15 protein-coding genes are annotated in these 20530 nt (G+C 69.5%); 2 read left to right on the forward strand and 13 right to left on the reverse strand.

The genetic code is table 11. The annotated features are described in order from the left end of the window. Nucleotides 1–6: 6 nt before the first annotated feature. The 13 genes from ACGFNN_RS11570 to ACGFNN_RS11630 all read right to left on the reverse strand — a co-directional run bounded on the left by ACGFNN_RS11570 (nt 7) and on the right by ACGFNN_RS11630 (nt 17470). Nucleotides 7–999, reverse strand: coding sequence for an ABC transporter permease (locus tag ACGFNN_RS11570; protein WP_362539178.1), 993 nt, complete (start codon nt 997–999; stop codon nt 7–9). Further along, the gene (locus tag ACGFNN_RS11575) at nt 992–1915 is read right to left on the reverse strand and encodes an ABC transporter permease (protein ID WP_362673165.1); all 924 of its coding nucleotides are present in this window, start codon (nt 1913–1915) and stop codon (nt 992–994) included. The genes ACGFNN_RS11570 and ACGFNN_RS11575 overlap by 8 nt, the downstream gene beginning before the upstream one ends. Before the next feature lie 185 nt (nt 1916–2100). After that, nucleotides 2101–3729, reverse strand: coding sequence for an ABC transporter substrate-binding protein (locus ACGFNN_RS11580; RefSeq protein ID WP_393554879.1), 1629 nt, complete (start codon nt 3727–3729; stop codon nt 2101–2103). 157 nt (nt 3730–3886) lie between these two features. Then, complete coding sequence (locus ACGFNN_RS11585; protein ID WP_393554881.1) at nt 3887–5029, reverse strand: ABC transporter ATP-binding protein; 1143 nt, start codon at nt 5027–5029, stop codon at nt 3887–3889. Further along, on the reverse strand, nt 5022–6077 hold the full coding sequence (locus ACGFNN_RS11590) for an ABC transporter ATP-binding protein (RefSeq protein ID WP_393554883.1): 1056 nt from the start codon (nt 6075–6077) through the stop codon (nt 5022–5024). The genes ACGFNN_RS11585 and ACGFNN_RS11590 overlap by 8 nt, the downstream gene beginning before the upstream one ends. 11 nt (nt 6078–6088) lie before the next feature. Next, nucleotides 6089–7033 (reverse strand): ABC transporter permease, encoded by a 945-nt coding sequence (locus ACGFNN_RS11595; RefSeq protein WP_362539166.1) that lies wholly within the window; start codon nt 7031–7033, stop codon nt 6089–6091. Then, the gene (locus tag ACGFNN_RS11600) at nt 7026–7955 is read right to left on the reverse strand and encodes an ABC transporter permease (RefSeq protein WP_362539164.1); all 930 of its coding nucleotides are present in this window, start codon (nt 7953–7955) and stop codon (nt 7026–7028) included. Before ACGFNN_RS11600 ends, ACGFNN_RS11595 begins: the two co-directional genes overlap by 8 nt. A gap of 120 nt (nt 7956–8075) precedes the next feature. Next, nucleotides 8076–9701, reverse strand: coding sequence for an ABC transporter substrate-binding protein (locus tag ACGFNN_RS11605; protein WP_393554886.1), 1626 nt, complete (start codon nt 9699–9701; stop codon nt 8076–8078). Between the two features lie 441 nt (nt 9702–10142). Continuing rightward, the gene (gene typA, locus ACGFNN_RS11610; RefSeq protein ID WP_362539160.1) at nt 10143–12050 is read right to left on the reverse strand and encodes a translational GTPase TypA; all 1908 of its coding nucleotides are present in this window, start codon (nt 12048–12050) and stop codon (nt 10143–10145) included. 425 nt (nt 12051–12475) lie between these two features. After that, entirely contained in the window at nt 12476–14746 is a 2271-nt protein-coding gene (locus ACGFNN_RS11615) for an ABC transporter family substrate-binding protein (RefSeq protein WP_393554888.1), read from the reverse strand. 194 nt (nt 14747–14940) lie between these two features. Beyond that, nucleotides 14941–15492, reverse strand: coding sequence for an isochorismatase family protein (locus ACGFNN_RS11620; protein WP_393554890.1), 552 nt, complete (start codon nt 15490–15492; stop codon nt 14941–14943). Nucleotides 15493–15569: 77 nt separating this feature from the next. Continuing rightward, on the reverse strand, nt 15570–16997 hold the full coding sequence (locus tag ACGFNN_RS11625; RefSeq protein ID WP_393554892.1) for an MFS transporter: 1428 nt from the start codon (nt 16995–16997) through the stop codon (nt 15570–15572). Further along, nucleotides 16994–17470: a MarR family winged helix-turn-helix transcriptional regulator gene (locus ACGFNN_RS11630; protein WP_393554893.1), complete on the reverse strand. Its 477-nt coding sequence runs from the start codon at nt 17468–17470 to the stop codon at nt 16994–16996. Before ACGFNN_RS11630 ends, ACGFNN_RS11625 begins: the two co-directional genes overlap by 4 nt. A gap of 154 nt (nt 17471–17624) precedes the next feature. Between ACGFNN_RS11630 and ACGFNN_RS11635 the strand changes: the two genes are divergently transcribed. Beyond that, nucleotides 17625–19718 carry a TPM domain-containing protein gene (locus tag ACGFNN_RS11635; protein WP_393555124.1) on the forward strand — a complete coding sequence of 698 codons (2094 nt, stop codon included), beginning with the start codon at nt 17625–17627 and terminating at the stop codon, nt 19716–19718. Nucleotides 19719–19787: 69 nt separating this feature from the next. Continuing rightward, a complete protein-coding gene (locus ACGFNN_RS11640) occupies nt 19788–20501 on the forward strand; it encodes a PspA/IM30 family protein (protein WP_393554895.1) in 714 nt (237 codons plus the stop codon). Nucleotides 20502–20530: the final 29 nt, after the last annotated feature.

A 20530-nucleotide genomic window follows, 5' to 3' on the forward strand; every position in this document is an offset into this window, starting at 1 on the left:
AACTCCTCAGCGCAGCTTGGGGTCGAGGGCGTCGCGCACCGCGTCGCCGAGCATGATGAACGCGAGCACCGTGACGGCCAGCGCTCCGGCGGGCCAGAGCAGCATGTGCGGTGCGTTACGGACGTACGGGGACGCAGCGGAGATGTCGATGCCCCACGAGACGGCCGGCGGCTTGAGACCGACCCCGAGGTAGGAGAGGGTCGCCTCCAGCGAGATGTACGTGCCCAGGGCGATCGTCGCCACGACGATGACGGGGGCGACGGCGTTGGGCGTGATGTGGCGCAGCATCATGCGGGAGTTGGAGGCCCCCAGCGCCCTGGCCGCCTGGACGTAGTCGTTCTGTTTGGCGGTGATGACGGACCCCCGTGCGATACGCGCGATCTGGGGCCAGCCCAGCAGCACGATGAAGCCGATCACCGGCCAGATGGTCGAGCTGGTGACCACGGACAGGAAGACCAGTCCGCCCAGGACCACGGGGATGCCGAAGAAGATGTCGGTGATCCGGGAGAGCACGGCGTCCCAGGTGCCGCCGAAGAAGCCGGCGAGCCCGCCGAGCAGGCCGCCCAGGAGCGAGACGCCGAGGGTGGACAGGACACCGACCGCCACGGAGGTCCGCGCGCCGTAGACGGTCCTGGTGTAGACGTCGCAGCCCTGCCCGTCGAAGCCGAAGGGGTGGCCCGGCTGGGACCCCTCCTGGGCCTTGGCGAGGTCGCAGTCGAGCGGGTCCTGGTCGGCGATGAGGGACGGCCAGATCGAGATGATCACCAGGAAGAGGATGACGAGCGCGGAGATGATGAAGACCGGGTTGCGGCGCAGGTCGCGCCAGGCGTCGGACCACAGGCTGCGCGGCTTGCCTGCGGGCCCGGTGCCCTCGGGGCCGCCGGGCGTCTTCTCCAGTGTGGTGCCCTCGTCCACCGCGAGGTCCATCGCACCGCCCGCACCGGCCCCGGAGATGGCCCCACTGCCGGTCGCGTCGTCCCACGGCTTCTGCTCAGGCATAGCGGATCCTCGGGTCGAGTACGGCGTACAGGAGGTCGACGATCAGGTTCGCGGCCAGGAAGACGAGGACCAGGACGGTCACGAACCCGACGACGGTCTGGGAGTTCTGGCGGAGGATGCCCTGGTAGAGCTGGTAGCCGACTCCGTGGATGTTGAAGATCCGCTCGGTGACGATCGCGCCGCCCATCAGGGCCCCCACATCCGTACCGATGAAGGTGACGACGGGGATGAGGGAGTTGCGCAGCAGATGGCGCACGACGACCCGGCGGCGGGGCAGTCCCTTGGCCACCGCGGTGCGGACGTAGTCGGCGCGGGCGTTCTCCGCGATCGAGGTGCGGGTGAGCCGGGTGACGTAGGCCAGCGAGACGGAGGCGAGGACGAGCCCGGGCACGATGAGCTCGTCGACGGGCGCCTCGGAGGAGACGGACGGCTTGATGATGCCCCACTCGACGCCGAGGAGGAGCTGCAGCAGGAGTCCGGTGACGAACGTCGGCACGGAGATGACGACCAGGGTCAGGATCAGCACCGTGGTGTCGATGGGCCGGCCTCGGCGCAGGCCGGTGACGACGCCGAGGGTGATGCCGATGACGATCTCGAAGACGATCGCGACGATGGTGAGCCTGATGGTGATGGGGAAGGCGGTCGCCATCAGCTCGGTGACCTTCTGACCGTTGAACGCGGTGCCGAAGTCGCCGGTGAAGACGTTGCCCATGTAGGTCAGGTACTGCTGCCACACCGGCTTGTCGAGGCCGAACTCGCTGCGCAGCTGGGCGGCGGTCGCCGGGTCGCACTGGCGGTCGCCGCAGAGGCCCGCGATGGGGTCGCCCATCACGTTCACCATGAGGAAGATCAGCAGCGTGGTGCCGAAGAAGACGGGGATCATCTGCAGCAGCCGCCGGATCACATAACGTCCCATGTGGGGCTCCGGGGGTCTCGGGGGTGTCTGGCGAATCGGCCTCCCCTGGCCGGGCGAGACCGGGGGCCGAGGCGCGGCACCGGGGCACGCGAGCCCGGCAGGGCACCCCTCGGGTGGGCGGGCGGAGGGACCGGAAGGCCGGGTGGCCGGTGCGTGTGCGGCACCGGCCACCCGGCCTCAGGGGGTCACTTGACCTTGATCTGGTCGTACACCGGGACGCTGAAGGGGTTCAGCGAGACGTTCTCGACCCTGTCCGAGTAGCCCGCGCTGCCGTTCTGGTACCAGAGCGGGATGACGGGCATCTGCTCGACGAGGACCTTCTCGGCGTCCTGGAAGGTGCTGACCGCCGTGGCCTTGTCGCTCTCCGCGTTTGCCTTGTCGACCAGGTCGTCGAACTTCTTGTCGCTCCACTTGCCGTCGTTGGACGGGGCGTTGGTGTAGTAGAGCGGCTGGAGGAAGTTCTGGATCAGCGGGTAGTCCATCTGCCATCCGGCGCGCCAGGCGCCCGTCAGCTTCTGGGTGGAGACCTGGCTGCGGAAGTCGGCGAAGGTGCCGACGGGGCCGCCGACGCACGCCTTGTTGTTCCCCATGACGTTGTTGATGCTGTTGCAGACCGCGTCGACCCACTCCTTGTGGGAGCCGGTGTCGGCGTTGTACGAGATCTTCAGCTGGCCTCCGGGGATGCCGCCGCCCTCCTCGATCAGCTTCTTGGCCTCCGCCTTGTTGTAGACGCAGGCGGGCCCGCAGAGGCCCTTCTTGAAGCCGCCCTCCTCGCCGAGGACCGGCGAGGTCCAGTCGGATGCGGGGGTGCGGGTCTTCTGGAAGATCTGGTCGGTGATCTGGTCGCGGTTGATCGCCATCGACAGCCCCTGGCGGACCTTCACCGCGCCGGGGGTGTCCCAGGCCTTCTCGTAGAAGGGGAAGGCGAGGGTCTGGATGATCCCGGCGGGGGTGTTGATGTACCGGTCGCCCAGGTCCGCCTCGACGTTCTTGAGCTGCGAGGCCGGTACGTCGTCGACGAGGTCGAGGTTGCCGGCCGTCAGGTCGGTGTAGGCGGTGTTGTTGTCGGTGTAGACCTTGAGGTCGATGCCGCCGTTCTGCGCCTTGTCCGCACCGGGGTAGTCGTCCCACCTGCGCAGGTTCATCGAGGAACCCTTGGCGTAGCTCTCGATGGTGTAGGGACCGTTGCCGATCGGCTTGGAGAGCCAGGCGTCGTGGTCGTCGTAGAAGGCCTTGGGCAGCGGCACGAAGGCCGCGTAGCCGAGGGTGTCGGGCCAGAGCGAGAACTTCTGGGACAGCTTGACCGTGAAGGTCGTGTCGTTGACGACCTTCAGGCCGGACAGCGTGGCGGCGGAGGCGGAGCCCGATTCGGGGTGGACCTTGTCGTAGCCGTCGATGTACTGGAAGAAGTAGGCGTTCTTCTGGTTGTTCTTGAGCGCGGCGCCGTAGTTCCAGGCGTCCACGAAGGACTTCGCCGTGATCTTCTCGCCGTTGCTGAAGGTCCAGTTGTCCTTGATGGTGACGGTGAAGTTCTGCGAGTCCGACGAGTCGATCTTCTGGGCGATCTCGTTCTGGGCCTCGCCGGTCTTGGGGTCGTAGCGCACGAGGCCCCGGAAGACCATGTCGAGGACCTTGCCGCCCTGGACCTCGTTGGTGTTCGCCGGCTCCAGCGGATTCTGCGGGTCCCCCCATGAGGAGCTCACGATCCCGTCGTCGCCACCGCCCCCGCCGCTGTCGCCTCCGCCGCAAGCCGTGGCGGTCAGGGCCACGGCGACGGCGCATGCGGCCCACCTGGCCTGTGTGGCTCCGCGCATCGAGTGCCTCCTAGGGTTCCCTTGAGTGGCTCAATGCCTCATATCACCCCATATGACACTCCGTCGCATGTCTTCGTCCGCCGTACGAGGCAGCCGGAACGCGAGGACGCCCGGCCCCCTCTCGGGTGCCGGGCGTCCTCCTGGTGCCGATCAGGTGCTACGCCGCGTGGACGACGTCCTTCTCCTCGGCGAAGTGGCACGCCGACTCGTGCGCGGCGGGCGTGTCCGAGGCCTTGAAGCGCTCGGGGATCGCCAGCAGCGGCACCTCGGTGGCGCACTTGTCCTGTGCCTTCCAGCACCGGGTGCGGAAGCGGCAGCCCGACGGCGGGTTCGCCGGCGACGGGACGTCCCCGGCGAGGATTATCCGCTCGCGGCCCTCACGGGCATCCGGGTCCGGCACCGGGACCGCCGACAGCAGCGCCTGGGTGTAGGGGTGCGTCGGGTGGTCGTAGATCTGCGTGTCCGTACCGATCTCGGCCATCTTGCCGAGGTACATGACGCCGACCCGGTCGGAGATGTGCCGGACGATCGACAGGTCGTGCGCGATGAAGAGGTAGGAGAGGTTGAACTCGTCCTGCAGCTTCTCCATCAGGTTGATGACCTGCGCCTGCACCGACACGTCGAGCGCGGAGACCGGCTCGTCGCAGATGATGATCTCCGGGTTGAGCGCGAGACCGCGAGCGATCCCGATGCGCTGGCGCTGACCGCCGGAGAACTGGTGCGGGTACCGGTTGATGTACTCCGGGTTCAGCCCGACGACGTCCAGGAGGTCCTGCACCTTGCGGCGCCGGTCGCCCTTCGGGGCCACCTCGGGGTGGATCTCGAAGGTCTCCCCGATGATGTCGCCGACCGTCATACGCGGGTTCAGCGAGGTGTACGGGTCCTGGAACACCATCTGGATGTTGCGGCGTACGGCCTTCAGGGCGCGGCCGGACAGCTTGGTGATGTCCTGGCCCTTGTAGAAGACCTCGCCGGCGGTGGCCCGCTCCAGCGTCATCAGGAGCTTCGCGACCGTGGACTTGCCGCAGCCGGACTCGCCCACGATGCCGAGGGTCTCGCCCTGGTACAGGTCGAACGAGATCCCGTCCACGGCCTTGACCGCGCCGACCTGCTTCTTGAAGAGGATGCCCTGGGTCAGCGGGAAGTGCTTGACCAGGTTGCGCACCTGGAGGATCGGCTCCCCACGCGACACCGGGACGTCGAGGGCGGCGACGGACTCCGTCTCGCTTCCCGCGTTGACGGTCGCCACTTCGGTGACGTTAGGGGTGGCGTCCACGGACTTCTTGTCGAGCTCAGCCATGGATCGTCTCCTTCCAGAAGTGGCAGGCGCTGCCGCGGCCGGCCAGCTCGGTGCCGTCCTGCTCGGTCACCGGGCGCAGCGCCGGGATCTCGGTACGGCAGATGTCCTGCGCCATCGAGCAGCGCGGGTTGAAGGCGCAGCCGGACGGCACGTGCAGCAGGTTGGGCGGCAGGCCCTTGATCGCGTAGAGCTCCTGGCCCTTCTGGTCCAGGCGCGGGATCGACTCCAGCAGCCCCTTGGTGTAGGGGTGCGCGGGGCGCTTGTAGATCTCGTGGACCGGGGCGGTCTCGACGATCCGGCCCGCGTACATCACGGCGATCTTGTCCGCCACGTCGGCGACGACGCCGAGGTCGTGGGTGATCAGGATCAGACCCATGTTGAAGTCGCGCTGGAGCTCCGCGAGCAGGTCCATGACCTGCGCCTGGACCGTCACGTCCAGAGCCGTGGTGGGCTCGTCCGCGATGATCAGGTCGGGCTCCAGGGCCAGCGCCATCGCGATCATGATGCGCTGACGCATACCGCCGGAGAACTGGTGCGGGTAGTCGTTGACCCGCTCCTTGGCCGCCGGGATCCGCACGCGGTCCATCAGCTCGATGGCCTTGACCTTGGCCTCCTTCTTGGAGAGGCCCTGGTGCACGCGGAACATCTCGGCGAGCTGGTAGCCCACGGAGAGGACCGGGTTGAGCGAGGAGAGGGCGTCCTGGAAGATCATCGCGATCTTCTGGCCACGGATCTTCCGGCGCTCCTCGTTGGACATCTTGAGCATGTCCTGGCCGCGGAAGAAGATCTCGCCCTTGGGGATGCGGCCGGGGGGCATGTCGAGGATGCCCATGATGGCCTGGGCGGTCACGGACTTGCCGGAGCCGGACTCGCCGAGCACAGCGAGGGTCTCGCCCGCGCTGACGCTGTAGTTGACGCCGTTGACGGCCTTGGCGACGCCGTCGCGGGTGTGGAACTCCACGTGCAGGTCGCGGACCTCGAGCAGCGGGCCGCTCTCGTCCGAACCACGCGGAGCAGGAACATCCGCCGTCTTGTCGATGATGGTCATGTACGCCTCCCTCAGCGCAGCTTGGGGTCGAGGGCGTTGCGCACCGCATCGCCGAGCATGATGAACGCCAGAACGGTGATCGACACCATGACCGACGGGATGATCAGCACGAACGCGGCGTTACGCAGCTGCTCCTGGCCGGAGGAGATGTCGACACCCCACGACACGGTCGGTTCGGCGAGGCCGATGCCCAGGAAGGACAGGGACGCCTCCGCCGAGATGTAGCCGCCGAGCGCGATGGTCGCGACGACGATCACCGGGGCGATCGCGTTGGGCAGGATGTGCTTCATCAGGATCCGGGTGGTCGAGGCGCCGAGCGCCTTGGCCGCCATCACGTAGTCGGCCTGCTTGATCGTCAGCACCGAGCCGCGGGCGACTCGGGCGACCTGGGTCCAGCCGAGGAAGGCCAGGGCCAGGATGACGACCCAGATGTGCCGCTCCTCGAACGAGGTCAGGACGACCATCGCGCCGAGGATGAACGGGACGCCGAAGAAGATGTCGGTGACCCGGGACAGGATGGTGTCGATCCAGCCGCCGAAGTACCCGGCGAGCATGCCGACCACGGTGCCGAGGACGGTCACCAGGACGGTGACGACCACGGCGACGGTGATCGAGGCGCGGGCGCCGTAGACCACACGTGCGTAGATCGAACGGCCCTGGATGTCGTAGCCGAACCAGTCAGGCTGGAAGAAGTTCCCCCACTTGGGCTTCTGCAGGTAGTGGTGGGCCAGGTCCGCGTAGCGCGGGTCCGCGCTGGTGAACAGGCCGGGGAATATCGCCATGACCAGCAGGAAGACGATCAGAATCGCCGAGACCACGAAGAGCGGGCTGCGCCGCAGGTCGTGCCAGGCGTCGGACCAGAGGCTGCGGGGCTTGCCGACCTCGGCCGTGGGAGCAGGCACGGCGGCGATGGGTGCGGAGGCGTCCGCGGAGGTTTCCTTGAGCGTCTCAGGCATACCGGATCCTCGGGTCCAGGACCGCGTAGAGCAGGTCGACAATCAGGCTGGCGGCGAGGTACACGATGACGATCAGCGTCACGATGCCGACGACGGTGGCGCCCTCACGGTGACGGAGCGCGTCGAAGACCGCGGAGCCCACGCCCTTGATGTTGAAGATGCCCTCGGTGATGACGGCGCCGCCGAGCAGGGCACCGAGGTCGGTACCGAGGAAGGTGACCACGGGGATCATCGAGTTGCGCATCAGGTGGACACCGATGATGCGCCGGCGCGGGAGGCCCTTGGCCACGGCGGTGCGCATGTAGTCGGAGCGGAGGTTCTCCGCGACCGAGGTACGGGTCAGCCGTGCCACGTACGCGAGTGACAGGGACCCCAGCACCACGGCCGGGAGGATCAGTTCGCTCGAGTTCGCCTCCAGGCTGACGTTGGGGTCGACCCAGCCGAGCTGGAAGGCGAAGAAGTACTGCCCGAGGAAGCCCAGCACGAAGGAGGGCACCGAGATGAGCAGGAGCGTGATGATGAGCAGTCCGCGGTCGCGGAGGGTGTCGGCCTTCAGGCCGGCGAAGACACCCATGGAGATACCGACGAGGACCGTGAACAGGAAGGCAAACAGGGCCAGCCGGATCGTGATCGGGAAGGACTCCGAGATGATGTCGGCCACCGGTCGCCCACTGGCGATCTGGGTACCGAAGTCCCCCTGGAAGAGTCCTGTGAGGTAGTTCCAGTACTGGTGCCAGAGTGGCAGGTCGAGACCGAGGTGCTTCTTCATGGCCGCGATCTGCGCGGGGTCGACGGTCTGTTCACCTGCGAGCGCGCGCACGGGATCGCCGGGCAGCGCGTACATCATGGCGAAGACCAGCAAGGTCGACCCGAGGAAGACCGGGATCATCTGGAGCAGTCGCCGCGCGACGTAACGCCCCATGTTTGCCTCCGATTGGGGGGAATGCAGCCCAGGGACCGCGCTCCGGATAGCGGAGCGCGGCCCCCGGGACCTACGTGCCTGTATGGGCGGGCTGATGGCCGAGTAGGCCCTCAGGCGTGGTTACTTCACGGTGACGTCGGTCATGACGTAGTCACCACGGAAGTCGATCGCGACGTTGTCGACGTTCTTCCCGTAGCCACCGTTGATCTTGTAGTTCCAGAGCGGGATCGCCGGCATCTTCTGCAGGACGAGCTTCTCCGCCTCCTGGTACGCCTTGATCGACTCGTCCAGGGAGGCCGCGTTGTCGCCCTTCTTGAACTCGGCGTCGACCTCCTTGTCCGAGAACCGGCCGTTGTTGGCCTCGGCGGTCGTGCCGTACAGCTCGCGCATGAAGTTGACGTTCAGCGGGTAGTCGGCGACCCAGCCACCGCGGTACATCGACTTGACCTGGTCGTTGTCACGAGCCTCCAGGTCGGTCTGGAAGTCCGGCTTGGCGTCCGGGATGCAGTCGACCCCGGTGGAGTTGCGGATGGACTCGCAGACCGCGGTCACCCACTCCTTGTGGCCACCGTCGGCGTTGTACTGGATCCAGATCTTGTTGTCCGGGACACCGCCACCCTCCTTGATGAGGGCCTTGGCCTCGGTCGGGTTGAACTTGAACACGTCGGTGTCCAGGTGCTGGTTACCCGCGACGCCCGGGGGCGTGAAGCTGGTGGCGGGCTCACGGGTGCCGTTGAGCACGGTCTTGGTGATCGTGTCACGGTCGATGCCCATGGACAGACCCTGGATGACCTTCGGGTCGATGCCCTTGAAGGTCTTCGAGTAGAAGGTCGGGACCAGGGACTGGACGGCCGCGTACGGCTGGTCGACCGTGCGGTCGCCGAGGTCCTGCTTGTACTTCGGCAGGTCCTTCGGGCCGATCTGGCGGATCATGTCCAGGTTGCCCGAGAGCAGGTCCTGGTACGCGGCCTCGACGGTCGCGTAGTTCTTGAACAGGATGCCCTTGTTCTTGGGCTTGTTCGGACCCTGGTAGTCAGGGTTGGCCTTGACGCGGATCAGCTTCTTGTGGTCCCACTTCTCGAAGATGTAGGGACCGTTGCCGACCGGGGCCTGACCGAACGCCTTGGTGTCCTTGTAGAACACCTCGGGCAGCGGGGCGAAGGTGTAGTAGCCGAGCTTGTACTCGAAGTACGGGACCTGCTTGGTCAGCTCGATGGTGAACGTGTTGTCGTCCACGACCTTCAGCCCGGACATCTCCTGGGCCTTCGGGTCACCCTTCTCCGGGTGGACGTCCGCGTAGCCGGCGATGTCCTCGAACCAGAAGGCGTTCTGCTGGTTGTTCTTGATGTTGGCGTACCAGTTCCACGCCTTGACGTAGGACTCGGCGGTGACCGGGGTGCCGTCGTGGAACTTCCAGCCCGGCTTGAGCTTGACCGTCCACGTCTTGTTGTCGTCCGACTTCACGGACTCCGCGTTCGTGTAGACGATCTTGCCTTCGCCGTCGAACTCGAGCAGCTGGGTGAAGACGGCCTGGATGACGTAGCTGCCCAGCGACTCGTTGGTGTCGGCCGGAATCAGCGGCTTCTGCGGCTCACCGACGTCGACGGAGACGTAGCCCGCGGGCTTGCCCTTCTCCTTCGAAGCAGAGTTGCTGCTGTCGTCGCTGTCGCCCCCGCCACAGGCGGTCGCGGCCAGGGCGATGATTGCCGCTCCCGCGACCCACTTGGCGCTCTTGGCACCGCGCATGGGTTTCCTCCTCATGAGTCCACTTTTGACTTCAAGAGGGCACTGGAGAGATCCACCGACACCCCTGACGGCGATCGTTTTCAGTGCCCCGAGTGTGCTCGTGAGTCCGCACTCCCCACAGTGCGACGACCCATTGACCCGAGCTCAACGGAGCCAACTATTAAGGAACCCCGGGCTGTAAACCACACTTAAAGGGTCTCGGTTTGACAACATCAGGAAGGCCCTGTTGCCCGAAATCCGGACAAAGTGATCCCAGACAGACACCCCCGAAACGGACTGTTAACACATGTTCCGGAGAGCGCTGCCCGATATCCGGACACGTCGGTCAGGAAATGACGTTGACGAAAGGCCCGGTCCCCCACAGTGTCCGCGGGGGGCCGGGCCTCGTGTCAATGGCTCGTGCAGGCGGTTGACGGGGCTCTCAGGCCCCGCTCAGGGCTGTCAGCCGTGCTTGGCGCGCGAGGCCGAGCGGCCGCGCTCCTTCTGGTCCAGGACGACCTTGCGGATGCGGATCGCCTCCGGGGTCACCTCGACGCACTCGTCGTCGCGGCAGAACTCCAGGGACTGCTCCAGGGAGAGCTTGCGGGGCGGGACGATCGCCTCGAACGAGTCGGCCGACGAGGACCGCATGTTCGTGAGCTTCTTCTCCTTGGTGATGTTCACGTCCATGTCGTCGGCGCGGGAGTTCTCGCCGACGATCATGCCCTCGTACACCTCGGTGCCGGGGTCGGTGAACAGCACACCGCGCTCCTGGAGGTTCGTCATCGCGAACCCGGTGACGGCACCGGCGCGGTCGGCGACCAGCGAACCGTTGTTACGGGTCGTCAGCGTGCCGAACCACGGCTCGTGGCCCTCGTGGATGGAGTGGGCGATGCCCGTACCGCGGGTGTTGGTGAGGAACTCCGTACGGAAGCCGATGAGGCCTCGCGACGGCACGACGAACTCCATGCGGACCCAGCCGGAGCCGTGGTTCGACATGTTGTCCATGCGGCCCTTGCGGACGCCCATGAGCTGCGTGACGGCGCCCATGTGCTCCTCGGGGACGTCGACCGTGAGGCGCTCGACCGGCTCGTGCGTCTTGCCGTCGACCTGCTTGGTGACGACCTGCGGCTTGCCGATGGTCAGCTCGAAGCCCTCGCGGCGCATCTGCTCGACCAGGATGGCGAGCGCGAGCTCACCGCGGCCCTGGACCTCCCAGGCGTCGGGGCGCTCGGTGTCCAGCACCCGGAGGCTGACGTTACCGATCAGCTCGCGGTCCAGGCGGTCCTTGACCTGACGGGCGGTGACCTTGCGGTCCTTGACGCCCGACTTGGCGGCGGCGCCCTTGCCCGTGCCGCCGCGGCCGACCAGCGGCGAGGTGTTCGTGCCGATGGTCATGGAGATGGCCGGCTGGTCCACCGTGATCAGCGGCAGCGCGATCGGGTTCTCCGGGTCGGCCAGCGTCTCGCCGATCATGATGTCGGGGATACCGGCGACGGCGCAGATGTCACCGGGGCCGGCGTACTCGGCGGGCTTGCGGGTGAGCGCCTCGGTCATCAGGAGCTCGGTGATGCGCACGCTGCTGATGCTGCCGTCGCGCTTGATCCAGGCGACCGTCTGGCCCTTGCGCAGCTCGCCCTGCTCGACGCGGCAGAGCGCGATACGGCCGAGGAAGTTGTCGGCGTCCAGGTTGGTGACGTGGGCCTGCAGCGGGGCGGCCTCGTCGTACTCGGGGGCCGGGACCGCGGAGAGGATCGTCGAGAAGAACGGCTCCAGGCTGTCGCTGTCGGCCGGGACCGTGCCGTCCTCCGGCTTGGTCAGCGAGGCGACGCCGTCACGGGCGCAGGCGTAGACGATCGGGAACTCGATCTGGTCCTCGTCGGCGTCCAGGTCGAGGAAGAGGTCGTACGTCTCGTCGATGACCTCGGCGATGCGGGAGTCCGGGCGGTCCGTCTTGTTGATGCAGAGGATGACCGGCAACTTGGCCGTCAGCGCCTTGCGCAGGACGAAGCGGGTCTGGGGCAGAGGGCCCTCGGAGGCGTCGACGAGCAGGACGACCGCGTCCACCATCGAGAGACCGCGCTCGACCTCGCCACCGAAGTCGGCGTGGCCGGGGGTGTCGATGATGTTGATCGTGATGGGGTCCCCGCCGTCCTTGGGGTGATACTTCACCGCCGTGTTCTTGGCGAGGATCGTGATGCCCTTCTCACGCTCCAGGTCGTTCGAGTCCATCATGCGGTCGTCGAGCGACTCGGCGGCATGCGCGGCGAAGGAGCCGGCCTGCTTGAGCATGGCGTCGACCAGCGTGGTCTTGCCGTGGTCGACGTGGGCGACAATGGCTACGTTACGGATGTCGTGGCGCGTGGGCATGGGTGGCTTGCGCTTCTCTCGGATCGTGGGATCAGGCGTCTCAGTCGGTCTTCGAGTCCTCGTACGCCCGCCGGGCGGCACGCCACGGCTAGTCCCATCGTACGGGCCCGACGAGTGCGGGGCTTCCCGGCCCGGTGTCCGGGGCTCGGGCACCGCAACAATTCAGCCGGTGTTCAGCTGGTCCGCGCCATTCTTCCGGGAGCCCGGCGGACCGGGCGGGCGGAGCCGTGCCTGGGGGGCCCGGTCGGCCGGAGGACGTCCGGGGAGGCCGTCTTCGTCGGTGACGGCGGGGTGCGACGACCGGCCTCGGGGGTGTGGGGTGTAAGGAGCGGCCCGGGTCTGGGCGGACAACACCTTGCCCGCCGGGGACACCGGCGGGCAAGGGAATTGAGCTGTATCTGAGCTTCGATTGCGGCTTTGACCTGCTACTTCTTCCGATTCGCGGGGGAACCTGCCGCTTCTTGGCCGATGAAGCCGATGTCCTGGTAGCGCGGTGAGGCGAAGCCGAAGGCTCCGATGTTGGCCAGCTTCTTGTCGACGGCGACCAGCTGCGGCCGCTGGTAGAGCGGGATCGATCCGGCCGCTGCCCAGATCCGGGCGTCGGCCTGCTTCAGCAGGTCCCGCGAGGCGTCCGTGTCGAGCTCGGCCACCGCCCGGTCGAAGAGCTGGTCGATGTGGTCGGAACCGACCCGCGTGTAGTTCTGCTCGACGAGCAGCGAACCGTCGGTGGCGGGTTCCGGCTTGGCGAAGATCGGGCGGCCGTCGGTCGCCGGGTAGGCGGTGGCGGGCCACGAGTACAGCGCCATGTCGTACGCCCCGGACGCGATGTGGTCCTTGAAGTAGCTGTCGTCGTCGACCTTGGTGATCTGGGTGCTGATGCCGATGGAGTCCAGCATCGCGACGATCCGGTCGCCGACCGCGCGCAGCGACTGCGATCCGGGGCCCGACGGCAGGACGAAGCGGAGGGTCAAGGGCTTGCCGTCCTTGCCCAGGCGGGTCTTGGCGGAGCCTGCGGCGGGGGCCGCGGTGCCCGCAGGGGCGTAGGCGCCCGCGGCGCCGCCGGTCTGCCTGTCCTGGGCGTTGACCTCGGAGTCACCGGCCGGGCGCTCCCCCGGCTTGTCGTCGCCGACGATGTAGGTCCCCTCGTCGCGCGAGGCCTTGTCGTCCTTCTCCGCCTTGTCGGCGCCCTTCTCCTTGCCGGCCTTGTCGGAGGCGCTGGGGCTCGGAGACTTCTTCGCCTCGGACGCCTCGTCCTCCGCGTCCTTCTTCGCGTCCTTGCCGGTCTTCTCGGCCTCGCTGCCCGCCTTGACGTCCTCGGTCCTTCGGATCGCGCCGCCCGGGGTCCATCCCGCGTCGGCCAGGAGCGCCCGCGCCTCCTTGGTGTCGCGGTCACCCAGTGCGCCGCTGCCGTCCTTGTAGCCGGGCTGGCCGGCGAGGGCCAGGTGGCTGCCGGGAGGGTTCGCGGGCAGGCCGAGGGGCTTCAGCACCGTGTCGGCGAGCTCCTGGCGGTCCAGGGTGCGGGCGATCGCCCGGCGCACCCGGTCGTCGGAGAGGGGCCCCGACTCACCGTTCAGCGCTAGCTGCGTGTAGGCGGGCTCGAGGGACTTGCGTACGGCGAAGGCGCTCAGCGCCTTCTGGTCGGCGGCGTACACCGCGATGGCTTCCCGGTTCTTCTCCCGGGCCGCCTGGGCGGCCTCGGCGGCCTCCTCGTCCGAGCCGTGGGCGAGCGCCCAGGACCTCAGGGCGGAGGCCGGTGTGGTGTCGGACCCGGGGCCGTGGGCGGGCGGCTGCCCGTTGCCGCCGCGGTAGCGGGCCGCGAGGGTGACGCTGTGGGCCGCCGCGGCGTCGACGTCGGCGACGTCGACCGTGCCCCTGGTCAGCGCCTCGGTGCGGTCCTCCGGCTTCACCGCGCGGAACACCAGGGACTCCAGCTTCGCCCTGTCGCCCCACCACCGGGGGTTCCGGTCGAGAACGACCGTGCCCTTGGCCTTGCTCACGCTGCGCAGCCGGAAGGGACCGGCGGTGTTCTTGAGGGTGGTCCTGGCGCCGTCGTTGAAGGAGGCGGGGGAACCGGTCACCTCCTTCGGGTACAGCGGGGAGAAGAGCGAGCGCCAGTCGGCGTAGGGCTTGGAGAAGGTGACCCGGACCTGGAGGTCGTCCTTGCCCCGTTCGATCTTCTCGATCCGCTCGTAGCCCGCGTTGCGCGCCGTCCAGAAGGCCGAGTCCTTGCCGCTCAGCGCACGCCACTGGGCCACGAAGTCGGGGGCGCCGATCTCCCGGCCGTCGCTCCACACCGCCTGCTGGTTGAGCTTGTAGAGGACGACCTGCTTGGGCTCCCGCTCGATGACCTTCGCCGACTCCAGGTAGTCGGGGTTCAGGGTGGGCTCCCCCTGCGCGTCCAGGGGGAAGAGCGAGGGCAGCAGGGCGCCGGTGACACGGCTCGTCGCGCTGTCGGCGTCGGCCTGGTAGGCGTTGAGCGTCGCGGGCACCGCGTCGATCGCCCAGTCGAGCGTGGAGCCGTCGGCGATCCGGTCCCGGGAGGCCGGGGCGATGTCCTGCTGGACGGCCACCGAGGTGGGTTCCTCGCTGTCCGAGGTGCAGCCCGCCAGGACCGGGATCGTGAGCACGCCTGTCGCCAGGAGCGCGACCGAGCGGCGCTTTCGGGCCGTCCCGCTGGGGACGCCGACGTGGGCCATGGCTGATACCTCCGGGGCCGGCCCGGTCCACCCCGTACCGGAATGGACCGGATGATGCGTTCTGGTGGCATTTGCAGTTGATCAGATTGATCCGCTGATCCACTGAACGCACCGGCGCGCACGGGCGGAGGGAGGCGCGGCCGGTGGGGCCGCACACATCACCCGTGCGGCCCCGGCTCCCGGCCCTGCGGCGATCAGCCCAGCAGCTTGACGATCGCGTCGGTGGTGTCGGTCTCGCCGAGCCTCGGGAAGATCTTCTCGACGCTGTTGCGGTGGGCGTCCGCGTCCATGTCGGTGACGGCGTCGGTCGCGATCGTGACGTGGTAGCCGAGCTCGTGGGCGGCGCGGGCGGTGGACTCGACGCCGATGCTGGTCGCGATACCGGTCAGCACGACCTGGGTGACACCCGCGCGGCGCAGTTCGAGGTCGAGCGCCGTGCCGTGGAAGGCGCCCCACTGCTGCTTGGTGACGACGGTGTCGCCCTCTCGCGGTCCCATCTCGGAAACGATGTCGGCCCAGTCCGCTGCGGGCTGCCCGGAGCGGGCGGGACCCTCGGTGCGGCCGGGGGCCCCACCGGTCACGCGGACCAGGAAGACCGGGAGGCCCTTGGCCCGGAAGGCGTCGGCGAGGGTCGCCGAGCGGGCGATGACGTCGGCCGCCGGGTGCGCCGTGGGCAGGGCGACGATGCCCTTCTGCAGGTCGACGACGACGAGCGCGGTGCGGGGGTCCAGGGTGGTGGCGGTCATGTGCGTACTCCTTGAGGTGCTGTCGATCAGGTGCGTCCGCGCGGGGCGCGCGGGGGGATAAGTCGAGGGGGGTGAGGTCAGGTACGGGCGCGCAGGGCGCGGTCGGTGAGGGTCAGGACGGTCAGCAGGACGGCCAGGACGACCGAGACCGCCGCCATCAGGTGCAGTCCGGCGTCGGTCGCCGCGTCCGCGTAGGCGAGGGCGATCAGGCTGGACGCCGTGATGGCCCCGATGTACTGGGCGGTGCGCTGGAGTCCGGCGGCCGCTCCGATGTCCTCCGGCGGCGCGTACGCCTGCACGGCCGCCTGGTTGCTCGTGCCGATCAGCCCCTGCGGGGCGCCGAAGCAGGCACCGGCCAGCATCAGGACGGCCGTCGGGGTGTCGTCCTGGAGGAACAGCAGCAGGCCCGCGCCGACGGCGAGCAGCGTCGACGCCGTCACCAGCGGTCCGCGCAGGCCCTTCGTGCGGGCCCCGAGCAGCGAGCAGACGAGGGCGGTGACGGACATCGGCAGCATCAGCAGACCGGCCTGGCCCGAGGAGAAGCCTCGCGCCTCCTCCAGCCACTGCGTGAAGCCGTACATCACGCAGTAGACGAGGAGATAGCCGAGGCCGTGACGGGCGTACGTACGCAGCAGCGGTCCGTTGCCGGCCAGCATCCTGAGGTCTATGAAGGGCCGCGGGGCGCGCAGCTGCCAGCGGACGAGCACGGCCGTCAGGACGGCGAAGGGCGCGAGCAGCCACCACCGCGGGTCGGCGAGGTCGAGCAGGAAGAAGGCCAGCACCGTCAGCGCGGTGGTGAAGAGACCGATGCCCAGGGGGTCCAGGGACAGCCTCGGCGCGCCCCCTGCCGGAGTACGCCCGCGTGGCGGGTCGGCGGGCACCCAGAGCAGCGCGGCGCCCAGGGCGATCAGCGCGACCGGCACGTTGACGGCGAAGATGCCGCGCCAGCCGACGACCGACACCAGCAGCCCGCCGAGCGCGGGGCCGACGGCGGCGCTGCCGAGACCCGCGAAGGAGAGCCGGGCGAGCACGGGGCGGGGAGTGGGGCGGCCCAGGCGCGCCGACTCGTCACGCAGGACGGCCATGGCGGCCGGATAGGCGGCCGACGTTCCGATGCCGAGCAGCACCCGGGAGAGGATCAGGGTTCCGAATCCGGGTGCCAGGGCACCGACCAGCCCTGAGGCGATCACGACGAGGAGGCCCGCCAGGAAGACCCGGCGCGGTCCCAGGGTGTCGGCGAGCTTGCCGAGGACCGGCTGGGCGACGGCGCTCGCGAGGTAGAGCACGGAGATGAGCCAGGCCGTGTCGGCGGCCCCGATGCCGAACGAGTGCCCGATGGCCACCAGGGCGGTGGAGATCATCGTGGTGTTCAGCGGGTTGAGCAGGGAGCCCATCAGCAGCGGCGCGGTGAGCCGTGCGCCGAATCCCCGCTCGGGCTCCGCCTGGTGGACGGGCTCCCGGGTTCCCGCGGCCGTCTCCGCCGGCTTCGTCGCGTACCGGGTCACTTGTCGACCAGACGGCCGATGAGCTCGACGGCCTCGGCGAGGGTGCGGCGCTCGGTGCCGTCCAGCTCGGCGGCGATGGCCTCGGCGAGCCAGTTCCGCTTGGCGGCGCGTACCCCGGCGAGGGTGATGCTGCCGTCCTCGGTGATCGAGACGACTGATTTGCGGCCGTCGGCGGGGTCGGGGGCGCGGGTGACGAAGCCCTGGCTCTCCAGGGCGCCGAGTGTCAGCCTCATCGACTGGGGCCGCACCAGCTCGGCGCGGGCCAGCGCCGCCGTGGTGGCGGGGCCGCCGTCCTGCAGCCGGGCGAGGACCGAGCGCTGGGAGGGGGTGAGCAGACTGTCCGCGGAGGAGCTGCGCAGCCTCCTGAGCAGCCTTCCGACCACGGCCGCGAGATCGGCGGCCACGCTCTCCACGCCGGGATCGGCGGGGGACGACGGCGGGAGGGGTGCGGAGCCCCGGGACGTTTCGGACATGCCTCCACCGTAAAGATGGGCAGGGCACCTTGCAAGTTGCCCTGCCCATTTCTCGGCAAAGCCGGGTACGGAGGCCCGCACGGCGCCCCGGTCGCGGGCGGCCGGAGGCGGACATAGCCTCCGACGTGTGACGTCGCCTGCGAGCCGTACCGGGATGTCCCGGCTTCCGATACCCGGCAGGGTCCTCGTCGCCGCGCTGGCGGCGCTCTTCTGGATCGCTCCGGCGGGCGGCCGTGCCGCCCTCGCCGAGAACCCCGTTCCGCTCTCCCGGGACGGGCAGGTCACCGACCGGGTGGACGCGCTCGGGGACCGGGAGGCCCAGGTCGGGGAAGCCCTCGACCGGCTGTACGAAGAGCACCGGGTGCAGCTGTTCGTGGTGTACGTACGCGACTTCTCCGGCCGCTCCGCCCAGACCTGGGCGGACGAGACCGCGAACCGCAACGGCCTCGGCCAGGACGACGTGCTGCTGGCGGTGGCCACGCACGACCGGCAGTACGCGTACTCCGTGGACCGCGGATCGCGGCTCACCGACGCCCAGCTGCTGGATGTGGCGAACACCGCGATCGAACCCGCCCTGCGGCAGAACGACTGGGCGGGTGCGGCGATCGGCGCCGCCGACGGTTACGCCGCGGTGCTCGCGGGCGAACCCGTCCCGGCCCCCGCGATCACCCCCGGCCCGGCGGACCCCGGTGGCGGGGACGGCGGTGTCTCGGCCGGCCTGCTCGTGCCGGTGGCGCTGCTCGTCGTCGTGGCCGCGGTCGCCGTGTACGCGTTCACCCGCCGCAGACGGCGCGCGGCGACCAGGACCACCCCGGCCGCCACCGGATGGGGCGGCGGGGACGGCACCCCGGCGGCGCCGCTCGCCCCTTTGCCGGAGCTGGACGCGCGGGCGAAGGCGGACCTGGTCGACACGGACGACGCCGTACGCACCAGCGACGAGGAGCTCGGCTTCGCCACGGCCCAGTTCGGCGAGGAGACCGCCGCCCCCTTCGCCGAGGCGGTCCGCCACGCGAGGTCCGAGCTGACGGAGGCCTTCCGGCTGAGGCAGCAGCTCGACGACGCCTACCCGGAGGACGACGCGACGAGGCGCCGGATGCTCGACGAGATCGTCAGCCGGTGCGCGGACGCCAACGCCCGCCTGGACGCGGTGTCCGAGGACTTCGACCGTCTGCGCGCCCTGGAACAGAACGCCCCGCAGGCCGTGACGACGGCCGAGACCGCCTTCCGGGATCTCGCCGCTCGCGTCTCCGCCTCGGAGGCCGGCCTGGCGGAGATGCGCGAGCGGTACGCCGAGTCGGCGGTGGCCCCCTCGGCCGGGGACGTCGAACAGGCCAAGGACCGGCTGGCCTTCACCACCTCGGCTCTCGGCCGGGCGCGGCAGGCCGTGGACGGCGGGGACAACGCCGCGGCCGCCGTCTACGTACGGGCCGCCGAGGGGGCGATCAGGCAGGTGACCACGCTCGTCGAGGCCGTCGGCCGCCGGGCCGGGGAGCTGGCCGAGGCGGCGGACAGGCTGCCGGGCGCGCTGACGGAGGCGGAGACGGATCTGGCCGACGCCGGGGGCCTGCTCGGCGGCACGCCCGAGGGCGTGTCCACCGCGGACCTGCGGGGCCGGGTGGCTCGCACGGAGGCGGTGGTCGGCGACGTACGGAGAGAGATCGGCTCCGGCCCGTACGACCCGGTCGACGCGCTGCGCCGGGTGGAGGAGGCCGACGCGGCGCTCGACGAGGCGCTGGCCGGGGCCCGTGAACAGGAGCACGGGGGCCGGCGGGCCCGTGCCCTGCTCGACCAGGCGATGCTCACCGCCCGTGCCGCGATCGGCGCCGCCGCAGACTTCATCACCACCAACCGGGGCGCGGTCGGCAGCCAGGCGCGCACCCGGCTCGCGGAGGCGCAGCGGCACTGGGAGCGGGCGGGGCAGCTCACGGAGGCGAACGACCCGCAGGGTGCCCTGGCCGAGGCGCAGCAGGCGGACGCCCTTGCCGCGCAGGCGAGGAGCCTGGCCGAGCAGGACGTACGCGGCTACCACGGCCAGGGCGGCTACGGCGGCCCGCGCGGCGGGGGCGGTGCCGGTGGCGCGGTGCTGGGCGGCATCCTCCTCGGCGGGCTGCTGGGCGGCGGCAGGCGCGGAGGCATGGGGCGCGGCTTCGGCCGTCCCGGTGGGGGGTTCGGCGGAGGCTTCGGAGGGCCGGGGAGCTTCGGCGGCGGGGGGACACGCGGCCGCAGGGGCGGCGGCGGCCGCTTCTGACGCGCCGGCTCCTCGCTCCCCCTCCCCCGGCCCGCTTCCCACCACGAATCACGCACAAGGAGAGGTGCCATGACCAAGCAGACCGTCCTCGGCCGCGTCACTCAGCTGGCGCGGGCCAACATCAACGCACTGCTGGACCAGGCCGAGGATCCCCGGAAGATGCTGGACCAGCTGATCCGCGACTACACCGACAACATCGCGGAGGCCGAGCAGGCGGTGGCCGCCACCATCGGCAACCTCAGACTGCTGGAGGAGGACCACCGCGAGGACGTGGACGCGGCCAGGGAGTGGGGGCAGAAGGCGCTCGCCGCCAGCAGGAAGGCCGACGAGCTGCGGGCCGGGGGCGCGGCCGCCGAGGCCGACACCTTCGACAACCTCGCGAAGGTGGCACTGGGCCGCCAGCTCCGGTCGGAGGAGGAGGCCAGGACGGCCGAGCCGGCCATCGCCTCGCAGACTGTGGTGGTGGACAAGCTGAAGTCGGGCCTGGACCAGATGAAGGAGAAGCTGAACCAGCTCAAGTCGAAACGCGACGAACTGGTCGCGCGGGCCGCCTCCGCGCAGGCGCAGAACCGGATGATGGACGCCGTCAAGAGCATCGACGTCATGGACCCGACGAGCGAGCTCGCCCGCTTCGAGGACAAGGTGCGGCGCGAGGAGGCGAAGGCGGTGGGGAAGCAGGAGCTGGCCGCGTCGTCCCTGGACGCCCAGTTCGAGCAGCTGGACAGCCTCGGGGACAGCGCGGAGATCGAGGCCAGGCTCGCCGCCCTGAAGTCCGCCTCCTGACGGGCACCCGTACGGGCGGCGGACCCCGG

The organism is Streptomyces sp. NPDC048590, from assembly GCF_043199535.1.
Taxonomy (GTDB): domain Bacteria; phylum Actinomycetota; class Actinomycetes; order Streptomycetales; family Streptomycetaceae; genus Streptomyces.